This is a genomic window from Pigmentiphaga sp. MLSB6-MA01 (assembly GCF_058793475.1).
On sequence record NZ_JBXAFV010000010.1, the window covers coordinates 1 to 13,406 of the forward strand.

14 protein-coding genes are annotated in these 13,406 nt (G+C 68.1%); 9 read left to right on the top strand and 5 right to left on the bottom strand.

Annotation, left to right across the window (positions count from 1 at the left end; genetic code table 11):
* From AC1Q6E_RS16735 to AC1Q6E_RS16775, 9 genes are all read left to right on the top strand, one after another.
* Positions 1-522: ABC transporter substrate-binding protein (locus tag AC1Q6E_RS16735; RefSeq protein ID WP_492573135.1), on the top strand; the 522-nt coding region annotated here is incomplete at its 5' end.
* A gap of 274 nt (positions 523-796) precedes the next feature.
* A complete protein-coding gene (locus tag AC1Q6E_RS16740) occupies positions 797-1,657 on the top strand; it encodes a branched-chain amino acid ABC transporter permease (protein ID WP_152798293.1) in 861 nt (286 codons plus the stop codon).
* Between the two features lie 141 nt (positions 1,658-1,798).
* Positions 1,799-2,764, top strand: a complete 966-nt coding sequence (locus tag AC1Q6E_RS16745; protein WP_296554924.1) for a branched-chain amino acid ABC transporter permease — start codon at positions 1,799-1,801, stop codon at positions 2,762-2,764.
* Positions 2,761-3,528, top strand: a complete 768-nt coding sequence (locus tag AC1Q6E_RS16750) for an ABC transporter ATP-binding protein (protein ID WP_492573136.1) — start codon at positions 2,761-2,763, stop codon at positions 3,526-3,528. The genes AC1Q6E_RS16745 and AC1Q6E_RS16750 overlap by 4 nt, the downstream gene beginning before the upstream one ends.
* A complete protein-coding gene (locus tag AC1Q6E_RS16755) occupies positions 3,521-4,240 on the top strand; it encodes an ABC transporter ATP-binding protein (protein ID WP_296554923.1) in 720 nt (239 codons plus the stop codon). The genes AC1Q6E_RS16750 and AC1Q6E_RS16755 overlap by 8 nt, the downstream gene beginning before the upstream one ends.
* 54 nt (positions 4,241-4,294) lie before the next feature.
* Complete coding sequence (locus tag AC1Q6E_RS16760; protein WP_152798296.1) at positions 4,295-5,455, top strand: ABC transporter substrate-binding protein; 1,161 nt, start codon at positions 4,295-4,297, stop codon at positions 5,453-5,455.
* A gap of 11 nt (positions 5,456-5,466) precedes the next feature.
* Positions 5,467-6,882, top strand: coding sequence for an amidase (locus AC1Q6E_RS16765; protein WP_492573137.1), 1,416 nt, complete (start codon positions 5,467-5,469; stop codon positions 6,880-6,882).
* Positions 6,875-7,279, top strand: coding sequence for a RidA family protein (locus AC1Q6E_RS16770; protein WP_296554920.1), 405 nt, complete (start codon positions 6,875-6,877; stop codon positions 7,277-7,279). The genes AC1Q6E_RS16765 and AC1Q6E_RS16770 overlap by 8 nt, the downstream gene beginning before the upstream one ends.
* A gap of 10 nt (positions 7,280-7,289) precedes the next feature.
* A complete protein-coding gene (locus AC1Q6E_RS16775; RefSeq protein WP_152798299.1) occupies positions 7,290-7,799 on the top strand; it encodes a 3-hydroxyanthranilate 3,4-dioxygenase in 510 nt (169 codons plus the stop codon).
* A 52-nt stretch (positions 7,800-7,851) separates the two neighbouring features.
* Here AC1Q6E_RS16775 and AC1Q6E_RS16780 read toward each other — a convergent pair whose 3' ends face one another.
* The 5 genes from AC1Q6E_RS16780 to AC1Q6E_RS16800 all read right to left on the bottom strand — a co-directional run bounded on the left by AC1Q6E_RS16780 (position 7,852) and on the right by AC1Q6E_RS16800 (position 13,368).
* Entirely contained in the window at positions 7,852-8,832 is a 981-nt protein-coding gene (locus AC1Q6E_RS16780; RefSeq protein WP_492573138.1) for a Bug family tripartite tricarboxylate transporter substrate binding protein, read from the bottom strand.
* Positions 8,833-8,850: 18 nt separating this feature from the next.
* The gene (locus tag AC1Q6E_RS16785; protein WP_492573139.1) at positions 8,851-10,491 is read right to left on the bottom strand and encodes an FAD-dependent oxidoreductase; all 1,641 of its coding nucleotides are present in this window, start codon (positions 10,489-10,491) and stop codon (positions 8,851-8,853) included.
* Between the two features lie 130 nt (positions 10,492-10,621).
* Complete coding sequence (locus AC1Q6E_RS16790; RefSeq protein WP_152798302.1) at positions 10,622-11,350, bottom strand: SDR family oxidoreductase; 729 nt, start codon at positions 11,348-11,350, stop codon at positions 10,622-10,624.
* Between the two features lie 35 nt (positions 11,351-11,385).
* On the bottom strand, positions 11,386-12,408 hold the full coding sequence (locus AC1Q6E_RS16795) for a Gfo/Idh/MocA family protein (protein WP_152798303.1): 1,023 nt from the start codon (positions 12,406-12,408) through the stop codon (positions 11,386-11,388).
* Positions 12,409-12,417: 9 nt separating this feature from the next.
* Positions 12,418-13,368: a Bug family tripartite tricarboxylate transporter substrate binding protein gene (locus AC1Q6E_RS16800; RefSeq protein WP_296554916.1), complete on the bottom strand. Its 951-nt coding sequence runs from the start codon at positions 13,366-13,368 to the stop codon at positions 12,418-12,420.
* Between the last annotated feature and the right edge of the window lie 38 nt (positions 13,369-13,406).

Consider the following 13,406-nt stretch of genomic DNA (forward strand, 5'->3'; position numbering starts at 1 on the left):
GCGTTCCTGTGGTTTCCCTCGGGCGAGCTGTCGGTGCTGATGCTGCGCGCCTACCGCGAGCGCGGCCTGGAGCAGGCCGGCATCAAGGCGCTGGGCACGGGCGACGGCACCGACGACATGTTCCTGGACAGCATGGGCGACGTGGCGCTGGGCCTGACGACCTCGTTCCACTATTCGGCCGCCCACGACTCGGCCAAGAACCGGGCGTTCATCAAGGGCTATGAGTCGCAGTTCGGCACCTCGATCCGTCCGAACTTCATGGCGGTGGGCGGCTATGACGGCATGGCGCTGATCTACGAGACCATCAAGAAGCTGAACGGCAAGATCGACGGCACGAAAGCGGTCGAGGCGATGAAGGGCGCCAAGTGGGAAAGCCCGCGCGGTCCCGTCATGATCGATCCGGAAACGCGCGACATCGTGCAGAACATCTACATCCGCAAGGTCGAACGCCGCGGCAACCACCTGTACAACATCGAGTTCTCCCATCTCGACGCCGTCAAGGATCCCGGCAAGATCAAGTAGCACGGCACGCACCCGGTCCGCCCGCTTTCCCGCGGACGGACCGGCATAAGTTTTTTAGGCCGGTAAAAAAGCATATGCGGCTGTTTCGGCCGCGGCCGGGCGCGGACAATAGCAACACCGCCCAGAAGGACCCGACATGGAACCGTCTTGCCGGTCTGCCATGGTCCCCGCGGCGGAGCGATCTGCAGGAGATCATGAACTGCCCTAACCGCACTCCGCGGCCCGCCTTCGTCCAGGCCGCCATCGTCCCCCCGCACGTCACCTGGAAGCACACATGGGCATCGTAATCTTCGACGGCCTGGCCTACGGTATGTTGCTGTTCCTGATCGGAGTCGGCCTGTCGATCACGATGGGCTTGATGAACTTCGTCAATCTCGCCCACGGCGCCTTCGCCATGGTCGGCGGCTACGTGGCCGCGCTGGCCATGAGCCGCCTGCAGGTACCGTTCGTCGCCAGCCTGGCACTGGCCTTCATCAGCGCCGCCGTGGTGGGCGCGCTGCTGGAATTCGTCTTCTTCCGCCGGCTGTACCGCGCGCATCCGCTCGACCACGTGCTCCTGTCCATCGGCATCGTGTTTGTCTTCGTGGCGGGCGGCACCTACCTGTTCGGTCCCACCATGCAGCCCTTCACCGCGCCCGAATGGCTGCGCGGCCAGATCTCGCTGCTGGGCATGGACGTGGGCGCCTACCGGCTGTTCCTCATCATCGTGGGCTTCGTCGTGCTGGCGGCGCTCTTGCTGCTCATCAACAAGACGCGCTACGGCGCCATGGTGCGCGCGGCGGTGGACAACCAGCGCGTGGCCGCGGGCCTGGGCGTGCGGGTCGACCGGCTGTTCTTCCTGACCTTCTCGTTCGGCTGCGGCCTGGCGGGGCTGGGCGGCGCGCTGGGCCTGGGCATGCTGGGCCTGGATCCGTCCTTCCCGCTGAAATACATGATCTATTTCCTGATCGTGGTCTGCGTGGGCGGCGCCGGCACCATCGTCGGCCCCTTCGTCGCGGCCGTGCTGGTGGGCATCGTCGACGTGGGCGGCAAGTACTACATGCCCGAACTCGGCGCCTTCCTGATCTACGTATTCATGGTGGTCGTGCTGCTTGTCCGTCCCCACGGCCTGATCCCCAAGAAGGGGCTCGTATGAAATCCCACCCCCTACGCCCTTCGGCCGCCCCCTCAAGGGGGCGACGCTGGCGGACCGGCAGAGCCGGATCCGCGGCGTCCTGGATCCAGCGGCATCCGTTGCATGCGATGCGAGTAGTACGCGGCGCCATGGGAAATTGACATGACAAAACTCAATCTGAATCCGCGCCAGATCGTGGCGCTGGAAGTGGTGTTCTGGCTGGCGCTGGCCTCGACCTACTTCCTCTTGCCCGAGAAGCTGGTCCTCATCACGCAGATCATGATCACCGGCCTGTTCGCAATCGCGCTGGACATCGCCCTGGGCTACGCCGGCATCCTGACGGTGGGCCATGCGGCGTTCTTCGGCATCGGCGCATACCTGGCGGGCCTGCTGGCCAAGTACGGCTGGGGCGAACCGTTCTCCGGGCTGGTGCTGGCGCTGGTGGTGTGCGCGATGCTGGGCTATATGCTCAGTTACCTGATCGTGCGCGGCAGCGACCTGACCCGCCTGATGATCACCATAGGCGTATGCGTGCTGTTCTTCGAGCTGGCCAACCGCCTGACCCCCATCACCGGCGGCGCCGACGGCCTGCAAGGCGTGGACATGTGGCCGGTGCTCGGCCAGTTCCGCTTCGACCTCTGGGGCAAGACGGCCTTCATCTACACCTTCTGCATCGTGCTGCTGATGTTCCTGGCGGTGCGCCTGATGCTCAAGTCGCCCTTCGGGCTGGTGCTGCGCGGCATCCACGACAACCGGCGGCGCATGCTGGCCATCGGCTCGCCCGTGGATGCCCGCCTGCGCCTGGCCTATTGCTTCTCGGCGGCCATCGCCGGCGTGGCGGGCGCGCTGCTGGCGCAGACCACCCAGTTCGTCGGGCTGGAGATGCTCAGCTTCAACCGTTCCGCCGAAATCCTCATCATCCTCATCCTGGGCGGCACCGGGCGCCTGTACGGCGGCCTGATCGGCGCGCTGCTGTACATGACCGTGCACGACGTCTTCTCCGACTTCGATCCCAAGTTCTGGCAGTTCTGGCTCGGCATCTTCCTGATCCTGGTGGTCATGATCGGCCGCGGCGGCGTGCTGGGCGTGCTGTCCCGGGTCTTCAAGGTACGGGAGCAACGCCCATGACGACCGCGACCCTCGCGACGCCCGCGCTGCGCACCCGGAATCTGACCAAACGCTTCGGCGGCTTCACCGCCGTCAACGGCGTGACGCTCGATATCGCACCGGGTTCGCGCCAGGCGTTGATCGGCCCGAACGGCGCCGGCAAGACCACGCTGATCAACCTGCTGACCGGCATATTGCGCCCGACCGAGGGACGCATCAGCCTGGATGACGACGACATCACCCACCTGCCGGCGGACAAGCGGGTGCACCGGGGGCTGGTGCGCACCTTCCAGATCAACACGCTGTTCCCGCGCCTGACGCCGCTGCAGGCCGCCTCGCTGGCCATCTCCGAGCGCGAGGCGCTGGGCAAGGTCTGGTGGCGCACGCTGCGCAGTTGTTCCTGGGTGGCCGACGAGGCCCATGCGCTGCTCAAGCAGTTCAACCTCGCCCAATACGCCCACATCGACACCGCCGAGCTGCCCTACGGCAAGCAGCGCCTGCTGGAAATCGTGCTGGCGCTGGCCGCCAAGCCCCGCATCCTGCTGCTGGACGAACCGGCGGCCGGCGTGCCCGAGGACGAAAGCGGCGAGCTGTTCGAGGTGATCGCCGGGCTGCCCAGGGAAATGACGGTGCTCTTCATCGAACACGACATGGATCTGGTGTTCCGCTTCGCCGAGCGCATCTCGGTGCTGGTGGCGGGCGCCGTCCTGGTGGAGGGCACACCCGCCGAAATCGCCGCCGACCCACAGGTGCGGGCGGCCTACCTGGGGAATTCGCGTGTCTGATTTCCTGCAAATCGAAAACCTCACGGCCGGCTACCACGACGCGGTCGTGCTGAGCGACCTGTCGGTCACGATCGAACGCGGCCGCAGCCTCGCCATCCTCGGACGCAATGGCGTGGGCAAGACCACCCTGCTCGAGACGCTGATGGGCAACACCACCGTCAAGCGCGGCCGCATACGGTGGCTGGGCGAGGACATCACCCGCCTGCGCTCGGCCGACCGTGCCCGTCGCGGCATCGGCTGGGTACCGCAGGAACGCGAGGTCTTTCCGTCGCTGACCGTGCGCGAGAACCTGGAAGTGATCGCCCGCGGCACGCACTGGACGCTCGAACGCGTGTACGGGCTCTTTCCACGCCTGCGCGAACGCGCCGGCAACTACGGCGGGCAGCTCTCCGGCGGCGAACAGCAGATGCTGGCCATCGGCCGGGCGCTGATGACCAATCCGCAGTTGCTGCTGCTGGACGAGCCGATGGAGGGCCTGGCACCCATCATCGTGGAAGAATTGTCCGAGGCGGTACGCCGTATGTGCGCCGATGAAGGCCTGACCGCCATCATCGTCGAGCAGCATCCGGTCCTGGCCCTGTCCATGTCGCAGCACGCCATCGTGCTCGAACGCGGGGTGGTGGCCTATGCCGGCGCCAGCGCCGAGCTGGCCGCGGACACGGAACGGCTCGACCAGTTGCTGGGTGTCGGCAATCGCGCCGCGGTTTCCTGATTCGAATCTCCGGCGCAGCCAGTGCCGGCTCTCACGGCAAGGAGTCGTCTGATCATGAAAGGTAAGAATGCGGGATTGCGCTGCGGGCTGGCCGCGGGCGCGTTGATGGCGGCCGCCTGCGCCCAGGCGCAGGGCGTCGTGAAGGTGGGATTCATCGGCGAGATGTCGGGTCCGTTCGCGGAATTCGGCAAGCAGATGGAAACGGGCGTGCAGCTCTACCTGAAAGAGCATGGCGACACGGTGGCCGGCAAAAAGGTGGTCGTCATCGTCAAGGACGTCGGCGGGCCCAACCCCGAGCTGGCCAAGCGCCACGCGCAGGAACTGGTGGTGCGCGACAAGGTGGACTTCATCGCCGGCTTCGCGTTCTCGCCCAACGCGCTGGCGGTGGCGCCGCTGGCCACCGAGGCCAAGAAGCCCATGGTGATCATGAACGCCGCCTCGGGCAGCCTGCCGTCCACCTCGCCCTACATCGTGCGCACCTCGTTCTCGCTGCCGGCCATCGTGCCGCCCATTTCGCAATGGATGATCAAGCAGGGATACAAGACCACCTATTCAATGGTGGCGGACTACTCGCCCGGCCATGAGGTCGAGGCGGCCTTCATGGATTCGTACAAGAAGGCCGGCGGCACGGTGGTGGGCTCGGTGCGCACGCCGCTCAGCACCATGGATTTCTCGGCCTACATGCAGAAGATCAAGGATCTCAAGCCCTCGGCGGTGTTCGCCTTCGTGAACGGCGCGGACGTGGCCCAGTCCTTCATGCGCGAGTACCGGGCCCGCAACCTGGCCGAGGGCGGCACCGCCATGGTAGGCACGGGCGACATCACCGACGAACCCACCATCGATTCGATGGGCGACACGCCGCTGGGCGTGGTGACCGGCTATCCGTATTCCATGGACCACGATTCGGCGCTGAACAAGAAGTTCGTGCAGGCGTTCAAGGCCGCGCGCGGCCAGCAGGCCCGTCCCAACATCATGGCGGTGGCCGGCTACGACGGCATGGCCCTGATCTACGAGGCCCTGCGCAAGACCCAGGGCAAGACCGACGGCGACGCGCTGATCGCCGCGATGAAAGGCGTGAAGCTGGAAAGCCCGCGCGGCCCGATCGAGATCGACGCCGCCACGCGCGACATCAAGCAGCGCGTCTACATGCGCAAGGTCCAGCGGGTCGACGGCCGGCTGGCCAACGTCGAGTTCGAGACCATCGAACCCCGCTAGGAGACCTATCCATGTCCGCAGCGGACTCCGCCTGGCTGTCGAAGACGGCGGCCGAACTGCACGAGGCCTACCGCGCCCGCGCGCTGTCGCCGCTGGACCTGGCCACGGCGCTGATGGACGCGGTGGCCGACGATGCCCGGGACCTGAACGCCTTCTGCGTGCTGGACCGCGACGCCGCCCTGCGCGACGCCGAGGCCTCGGCCCGGCGCTGGCGCGGCGGCACGCCCATCGGGCCCCTGGACGGCGTGCCGGTGTCGATCAAGGACCTGGTGGACGTGGCCGGTTGGCCGACCCGGCGCGGCTCGAACATGACCGCCGGCGCGCCGCCCGCCGCCGCGGATGCGCCCAGCGTGGCGCTGCTGCGCCAGGGCGGGGCGGTGCTGTTCGGCAAGACCACCACGACCGAATTCGGCTGGCTGGCCGATTCCGAGTCGCCCTATACCGGCATCACGCGCAACCCGCTGGCGCCGGGCCGTAGCGCCGGCGGTTCGAGCATGGGCGCGGCGGCGCACGTGGCCAAGGGCTGGGGCCCGCTGGCACTGGGCAGCGACGCCGGGGGTTCCATCCGCATCCCCGCCTCGTACTGCGGGCTGGTCGGATTCAAGCCCACCTTCGGCGCCGTTCCCTCGGGTCCGCGCCTGAGCGCTTTCGCCGAATACGCGCACCTGGGCCCCATCGCCCGCACGGTGGCTGATTGCCGGCTGGCGCTGCAAGTCATGGGCCGGCCGCATTTGCTGGACCCTCACTCCCTGTACGCGCGTGCGCGGGACCTGCCGCCGCGCCGGCCCGCCATCGGCTACCTGACCGACGCCGGCCCCGATACCGGGCTCGATGCCCGGGTCGGATCGGCCATCGAGGCACTGGCCGAGCGGCTGGGCCGCAAGGGCTATTCGGTGGTACGCCTGCGCATGGACTGGATGTCGCTGGCCGAGAATGCCTGGGCCCTGTGGGAGAACCGCCTGTACGAATCCTTCGTCGACGCCACGTCCGCCCAGCGCGCGCGGCTCGATCCGCGCCTGCAACAATTGTGCGAACGCGGCGCCGCCCATGGCGCCGAACGCCTGGCCCGGGCGCGGAACCAGTTGCGCGACACCGCGACCCAGCTCACGCTGGCTTTCGCCGACATCGACCTGCTGCTGACGCCCGCCAGCCCGGCCGGCGCGCCGAAGGTGGGCGCGCTGTGCACCGACAGCCACCCGCTGCGCGACCGCATCCGCCAGACCTTCAACTGGCAGTTGGCCAACCCCTATACCTTCCCGTTCAACCTGACCCAGCAGCCGGCCCTGTCCATGCCGCTGGCCGCCGATGCCGACGGCCTGCCCGTCGGCTTGCAGATCGTCGGCCGCAAATACCGCGACGACGATGTGCTCGACTTCGCGCAAACGCTGGAGTCCACCCATCTTTTCCAGGAGTCCGAACATGCCTAAGATCATCGTGCAATCCGCGCAGGCCCCCGTCACCGGGTTCACCGACAAGAGCACGCCCTCGCCGCTGGCCCAGGGCATCCGGGCGGGCGACTTTCTTTACGTATCGGGGCAGGGTCCCCTGGACCCGGTTTCCAAGGAAGTCGTGTCCGACGACATCCGCGAGCAGACGCGGCGCACCTTGCAGAATCTGATGGCGGTGCTGGAGGCGGGCGGCGCCACCGCGGCCAACATCGTCAACATGCGGGTGTGCCTGCGCGACGTGGCGGACTTTCCCGCGTTCAACGAGGAGTTCCGCGCCTTCATGGGCGGCGAGAAAGTCACCCGCACCTGCATAGGCGGCACGCCGCACCGCCCGGGCGTGCGCGTCGAGATCGACTGCGTCGCCTATTTCGGCTGAGGAGATCGCGATGTTCAAGATGCCCATCGTCGACCTGATGAAACAGGGCGACGAACTGGCCGCCAGCGGCAAGCGGGTGGCCGTGCTCTGGCAGGAACCCGAGTCCCTCGTGTTCCTGGCCCGCGGACGCGAATACCGCAGCGAATTCCACATCAACCCCAGCGACGAGATGATGTACATGGTCAAGGGCGAGATGAAGCTGCACTACCGCACGCCCGACGGCAAGGAAGAAATCGCCGTGCTGCCCCAGGGGTCGGTCATCTACACGCCGGCGGGCATCCCGCATTCGCCGCGCTTCCCGCCCGACGCCTACCTGCTGGTGCAGGAGCGCAAGCGCAAGCCGGACGAGATCGACCGCTTTCAGTGGTTCTGCCCCAGCTGCGACACGCTGCTGCACGAGGAATCCTGCCACGTCGCGGACTACAAGGCCGACCCCGTGTCCAAGGCCTACCAGCGCTTCTTCGACAGCGAGGAATTCCGTACCTGCAAGTCCTGCGGGACGGTGATGCCCCGGCCGTAGCGCGGGAAGGCCCGGCGGGCGCGGAACCGCGCCCCCCGGGCCGCTTGCGCCCTCAGTCGGCCTTGACGCCCGCCGTCCTGATGATGTCGCGCCAGCGCGCGGTTTCGGCGGTGATGAAGTCGCCGAACGCCCGCCCGGTCAAGGCTTTCCCTTCGCCTCCTATTCCGGCCATCCGCTCCTTGAACTCGGGCATGCGGGTCACCGCCTCCAGCTCGCGCTCCAGCCTGGCCACCGCTTCCGTCGGCGTGCCGGCGCGGGCCAGCACGCCGAACCAGCCGCCGGCGACGAAGTCGGGCACGCCGGCCTCGGCCATGGTCGGCACCTCGGGCAGCATGGGCGAACGCTCGGCGCTGGTCACCGCGAGCGCGCGCAGGGACCCGTCCTTGATCCGCGGCGCGACCGCCGCCACGGCCGACGGCATCATCTCGATCTGCCCGCCCAGCAGGTCGGTCACCGCCGGGCTGCCGCCCTTGTAGGGCACGTGCACGATGTCCAGGCCGAACCTGGCCTTCAGCATCTCACCGATCAGGTGGACATTGGTGCCCGTGCCCGGTGAGCCGAAGTGGTAGCGCCCGGGCTGGGACTTCGCCAGGTTCACGAACTCCATCAGTGTCCGGGCCTGCACCTGGGGGTTCACGACGAACACCGACGGAATGCGCGTGACCAGGGCGATAGGCGTGAAATCCCGGATCGCGGGCGTGTTCTGGCCCGGCGTCAGGTTCTCGGCGATGCCAAAGGACTCGGCCGTGCCCAGCAGCAGGGTATAGCCATCGGGCGCGGCCTGCGCCGCGGCGGCCACGCCGATCGCGCCACCCGCCCCGCCACGGTTTTCCACCACCACGGTCTGCCCCAGCCTCTGCCCCAGGTACTGGGCCACCACCCGGCCCACCTGGTCGCTGGCGCCCCCGGGCGGGAACGGCACGATCAGCCGGACGGGCCGATCGGGATAGGCAGCCCACGCCTGCGCGCCCGCCAGCACCCCGGCGGCGGCGAATATCCACGGCGCGAGGCGCCGGCTCAGCTTACGACTCATGCATGTCTCCTTCCGCGCTTATCGGGACGCGTCGGTACGCGGGGCGGCGCCGCGCACGACATCGATCACGGCATCCGCATCGGCGGGCGAGGCATCGCCGCGCCACGCGCAATGGCCATCCGGCCGCACCAGCACCAGCCGGCGCTCATACAGCCCGGCCACCCGGGGCGAGGCGATGTCCACGACCGTGAGCGGCAGCCCGCGGCGGCGGGCCGCCTCGACCAGCGGCGCGGCATCGAGCGGCTCGGCCCCCAGGCGCAGCAGCACGAAGCCCCGGCCGAACAGATCGAGCGTGGAGCGGCCGTCATCCAGCCAGGCGTGCGGCGCGCGATGTCCCGGCCGGGTGGTGGGCGTGTAGTAGCGCGGATGGTCCGGCGGCGCGGACGTGCCGTCCGGCACGCAGATGGGCGAATCCTCGTAGCGGTATCCCAGGTGGATGCCCAGCGTTTCCCATTCGGTGTGCGTGGCCTCGGCGATGGCGGCACCGACCTGCGCGCGCTGCGCCTCGCCGCGCGCGGAGTCCTCCAGCAGCTCCGAGGCGTCCTCGACCGACTTCAGCGCGAAGTAATTGTGCGCGGACGCGTTGACGTTGCGCTCGCCCACCGGCTGGCGCTCGACCTCGTAGCTGTCCAGCAGGCGGGGCCCGCCCCAGCCGCGCAACATGGCCTCCAGCTTCCAGCCCAGGTCGACGACATCGCCCATGCCCGTGTTCATGCCGAAACCACCCGTGGGCGACATGGTGTGCGCGGCATCGCCGGCGATCAGCACGCGGCGGTCGCCATAGCGCTCCGCGGTCAACTGGCTGCGGCGCCACGGCAGGGCCGAGATCACCTCGAACGGCACGTCGTCGCGGCCGATGCCCCGGCGCACCCAGGACTCGGCGTCGCGGCAGACCTGTTCGACCTGCGCTTCGTTGCTGACCACCGTCATGCGCCACAGCTCGCGGCCGTCCATGGCGCTGATGTTGCCCCAGAAACCTTCGGCGCCGAAGAACAGGTAGCGTTCCGCCTCGCCCTTGTCATGGCTGCGGGTCAGGGCCGGGGAGCGGAAGAACAGCGCGGCCGAGTGGTCCAGCGCCCGCGTGCCCGCCATGCCTATGCCCAGGGCGCGGCGCACGTTGCTGCCCGCGCCGTCGCAGGCCACCAGGTAGCGCGCGCGCAGCGTCGTACGCCGCTCGGTCTTCAAATCGATCACGTCGGCCCGGACGCCATCGGCATCCTGCTCGAAACCTTCCAACCGGTGCCAGTACCGCAGGTCCAGCGACGGGTATTCGGTCGCGCAGCGGGTCAGCAGCGGGTCGAACCACAGTTGCGGACAACGCCACTTTTTTTCCGGACTCACGTCGGGCGGCGCGTCGTCGCGCAGGCTGGGATACTCGTGGCGGGCCAGGAAGTGTCCCGTCATGCTGGTGCAGAACACCATGTCCAACTGGTAGTCGGGATTGAACGGCGTCTCGCGCACCCGCTGCGCGATGCCCCAGCGCCGGCAGAACTCCATGGTCCTGACGCCCACGGCGCCCAGCTTGGGCGTGCTGATGGATCCGTCGCGCTGTTCCAGCAGCGTGCATGGAATGCCGCGCCAGGATAAGTCCAGCGCCAATCCCAGCCCGACCGGGCCGGCGCCGACGATCAGCACCGGAATGTCGTCCGCCTGTGTCATCTCCAAATGTCCCCTCTACGTTGGTCCGCCGTTTCGTTCCGGAGAATGGAAGAAACGATATGTCGGGGGACTATATGCCTTGGGGCCCGGTCCGCAGCCGGGATTTCTGCCAGATGGAAACGACTTGGCGTCAGAAAACCGCGGTTCCGACGCTGCCGCCGCCGCACACGAACAGGTTCTGCCCCGTCACGAAACCGGACTCCGCGGCCAGAAAAAACAGCACCGCGTGGGCCACATCGTCCGGCGTGCCGATCCGGCCGACAGGCAGGCCGGCCAGGACCGCCTCGGTCTGCGGCGCGCCGGGCGGATGGTTGGCACGGAACAGGTCGGTCTCGATCGGCCCCGGACTCACCATGTTGACCGTGATGCCGTCCCGGGCCAGCTCCAGGGCAAGGCTGCGCGTCATGCCCAGCAGCCCGGCCTTGACCATGCCGTAGACCGCGCGGCCGGGCCGCCCCAGCATCATGCGGCTGCCGATGCTGACGATCCGGCCTCCGCCCAGGGCCCGCATGCCGGGCACCAGCGCCTGCATGCATTGCAGCGACGCGCGATCGTGTATCTCGAACATGGACCGCGCCCGGTCCAGGTCCAGGTCTTCCAGCCTGGGGACATAGGTGAAGCCCGCGTTGTTGACGAGGTTGCGCACGCGGTGCCGGGCGACGATCGTCGCCAGCATGTCCGCCGTCTCGGCCTGATCGGTCAGATCGGCGCAATAGGTAATGGCGGGAAGATCCTCGGCGGGCGGCGCCAGGGAAAGATTGATGACCTCGTGCCCCCGCGCGGCAAGACGGCGGGCGATGGCGCCGCCGATGGCGCCGCTCGCGCCGGTGACGAGGCTGACTGTCGATGCTTGACTCATATGCGTATCGGCGGCCTGCTGTGCCGCCGCTCCATTCAATCGATTGAAACCACACGCTGCGGCACCGTGGACCGCCCCGTTTTCGCGGACAGATAGGCCGCGTCGATGACCCGCTGGGTCCTTTCCAGGTCCTCCAGCCCGGCGACGGGCGATGCGCCGGCCTGCGCACGGGACAGGGTCGCGCGGACGTAGTCGGCGAAGTAGTCCTTGAACCGCCACCCGCCATCGACGCTCCGGGAAGCGCCGGAGGCGGTGTCCAGGAATGCCAGGCGCTCCCCCTCCCGCTTCGCGGTGAAGGCGCGATGGGCAAGCGAGATATGGAAATCCATGTAGTCCGCCGCGCGCGCGGGCTGCCGGTACGACGTTTCGAGAGAGGCAACCGTCCCGTCAGACAAGACCAGGGACAGCGAAGCATGATCCTCGACGGCCAGCCGCCACGCCTTGTCCGACAGCGTGGCCTGCACGGACACCACGTCGGCGCCCGTGATCCACGACAACAGATCGATGGGATGATGGCCGAGGTTCATCAGGCATCCGCCTCCGGCCCGCCCGGGCTCGACCAGCCATGGCGACGAATCGGCGAACCGCAGCGGCGATCCGGCATGGACGGAACATTGCATATGGAGAAAATCCGGCGATGGCAGCGGCAGGGTCGCCGACAAGGCCCGGGCCAGCGCGCTCAGCCGGTAGTGGAACGGAATCGAGACGAATACGTCCGCGCGCCTGGCCGCGCGGCGAATGCCGGCGATGTGGTCACCATGCAGCCCCGCGGGCTTCTCGATGGAAAAGGGCATGCCGCCATCGATCAACCGGCTGGCAATGGCCGGCATGTCCGCGTGCGCACCGAAAGCGAACGCGAACCCGGCTCCCGATCGGCTCAGCAGCTCATCCACGGTCGCGAATACCGGCGCATCGAACTCCGCCGCGACCTGCCGGGCAAGCGGCGGAGAAGGATCCCAGATACCCGCTATCCGGACGTCGGGCCCAAGAAAGGCCGGACGATACATCGGATAGTGCCAGTGGCTGGGAGCGATCAAGGCAACACGATGCTCCGCCATCCCCAGGTCCTATTCCGCCTTGATGCCGTGGTCGGCGATCAGCTTGCCCATGCGCTGACGCTCGGCCGCCAGCCAGCGCTCGGAGGCTGCCCGGTCCATGGTTTTCGCATCCAGGCCCAGGTCGCGCAGTTTCTGTTGCACCTGCTTGTCCGACGCGGCGGCCAATACGCGCTGCTCGAGATCCTTCACCACCGCCTCGGGCGTCTTGGACGGCACCATCACGAAGTACGCCCCTTGCATCACGAAGCCGGGCAGCCCCGCTTCGCTCACGGTCGGCACGTCGGGCATGGCGGGGATGCGCTGGTCGCCCGAGACGGCCAGCGCCTTCAGCCTGCCGCTCTTGATGAACCCCATCGCGCCGGCCACGCCGACGAATGCCGCGGGGACCTGGCCACCGACGAGATCGTTCATGGCCGGCGCGCCCCCTTTGTAGGGCACGTGCGTCATGTCCAGGCTCGCGGCGCTGGCAAAGGCCGCCATCGTCAGGTGCCCCTGCGATCCCAGGCCGCCCGACGCATAGTCGAGCCGCTTGTCCTTGGCATAGGCGATGAAGTCCTTCAGGCCTTTCACCGGCACGGACGGGTTCACCACCAGCACCGCCGGCTGGAACGCCACGGCCGCGACCACCTTCAGATCCCGCTCCGCGTCGAAGGCCGGGTCGCGGGGATAGAGACGCGGGTTGACCGTGACCATCGCGCCATCGGCGAACAGCAGGCTGGACCCGTTCGTGGCGCCGCCCGCGGCCACCCGGGCGCCTATCATGCCGTTGGCGCCGCCGCGGTTGTCGACCACGAAGACATCGCCCGATGTCTGCTGCATTTGCGCGGTCACGATGCGGGCGACCAGGTCCAGGGGACCCCCGGCGGGAAAGGGCACGATGGCCTGGACCGTCGCGGCCGAGGATGAAAACGCGACCAGCGCGCAGGCCGTGAACACGGCGCTCGACAGAATCTTCTTCACGATGTCTCCAATAGGGCGGACCGACTGCGGCCGCATTT

Coding starts and splice junctions, on each gene's coding strand:
- AC1Q6E_RS16745 (WP_296554924.1), top strand. CDS start 1,799: ATGACAAAACTCAATCTGAATCCGCGCCAGATCGTGGCGCTGGAAGTG.
- AC1Q6E_RS16775 (WP_152798299.1), top strand. CDS start 7,290: ATGTTCAAGATGCCCATCGTCGACCTGATGAAACAGGGCGACGAACTG.
- AC1Q6E_RS16770 (WP_296554920.1), top strand. CDS start 6,875: ATGCCTAAGATCATCGTGCAATCCGCGCAGGCCCCCGTCACCGGGTTC.
- AC1Q6E_RS16765 (WP_492573137.1), top strand. CDS start 5,467: ATGTCCGCAGCGGACTCCGCCTGGCTGTCGAAGACGGCGGCCGAACTG.
- AC1Q6E_RS16795 (WP_152798303.1), bottom strand. CDS start 12,408: ATGGCGGAGCATCGTGTTGCCTTGATCGCTCCCAGCCACTGGCACTAT.
- AC1Q6E_RS16790 (WP_152798302.1), bottom strand. CDS start 11,350: ATGAGTCAAGCATCGACAGTCAGCCTCGTCACCGGCGCGAGCGGCGCC.
- AC1Q6E_RS16740 (WP_152798293.1), top strand. CDS start 797: ATGGGCATCGTAATCTTCGACGGCCTGGCCTACGGTATGTTGCTGTTC.
- AC1Q6E_RS16750 (WP_492573136.1), top strand. CDS start 2,761: ATGACGACCGCGACCCTCGCGACGCCCGCGCTGCGCACCCGGAATCTG.
- AC1Q6E_RS16760 (WP_152798296.1), top strand. CDS start 4,295: ATGAAAGGTAAGAATGCGGGATTGCGCTGCGGGCTGGCCGCGGGCGCG.
- AC1Q6E_RS16780 (WP_492573138.1), bottom strand. CDS start 8,832: ATGAGTCGTAAGCTGAGCCGGCGCCTCGCGCCGTGGATATTCGCCGCC.
- AC1Q6E_RS16785 (WP_492573139.1), bottom strand. CDS start 10,491: ATGACACAGGCGGACGACATTCCGGTGCTGATCGTCGGCGCCGGCCCG.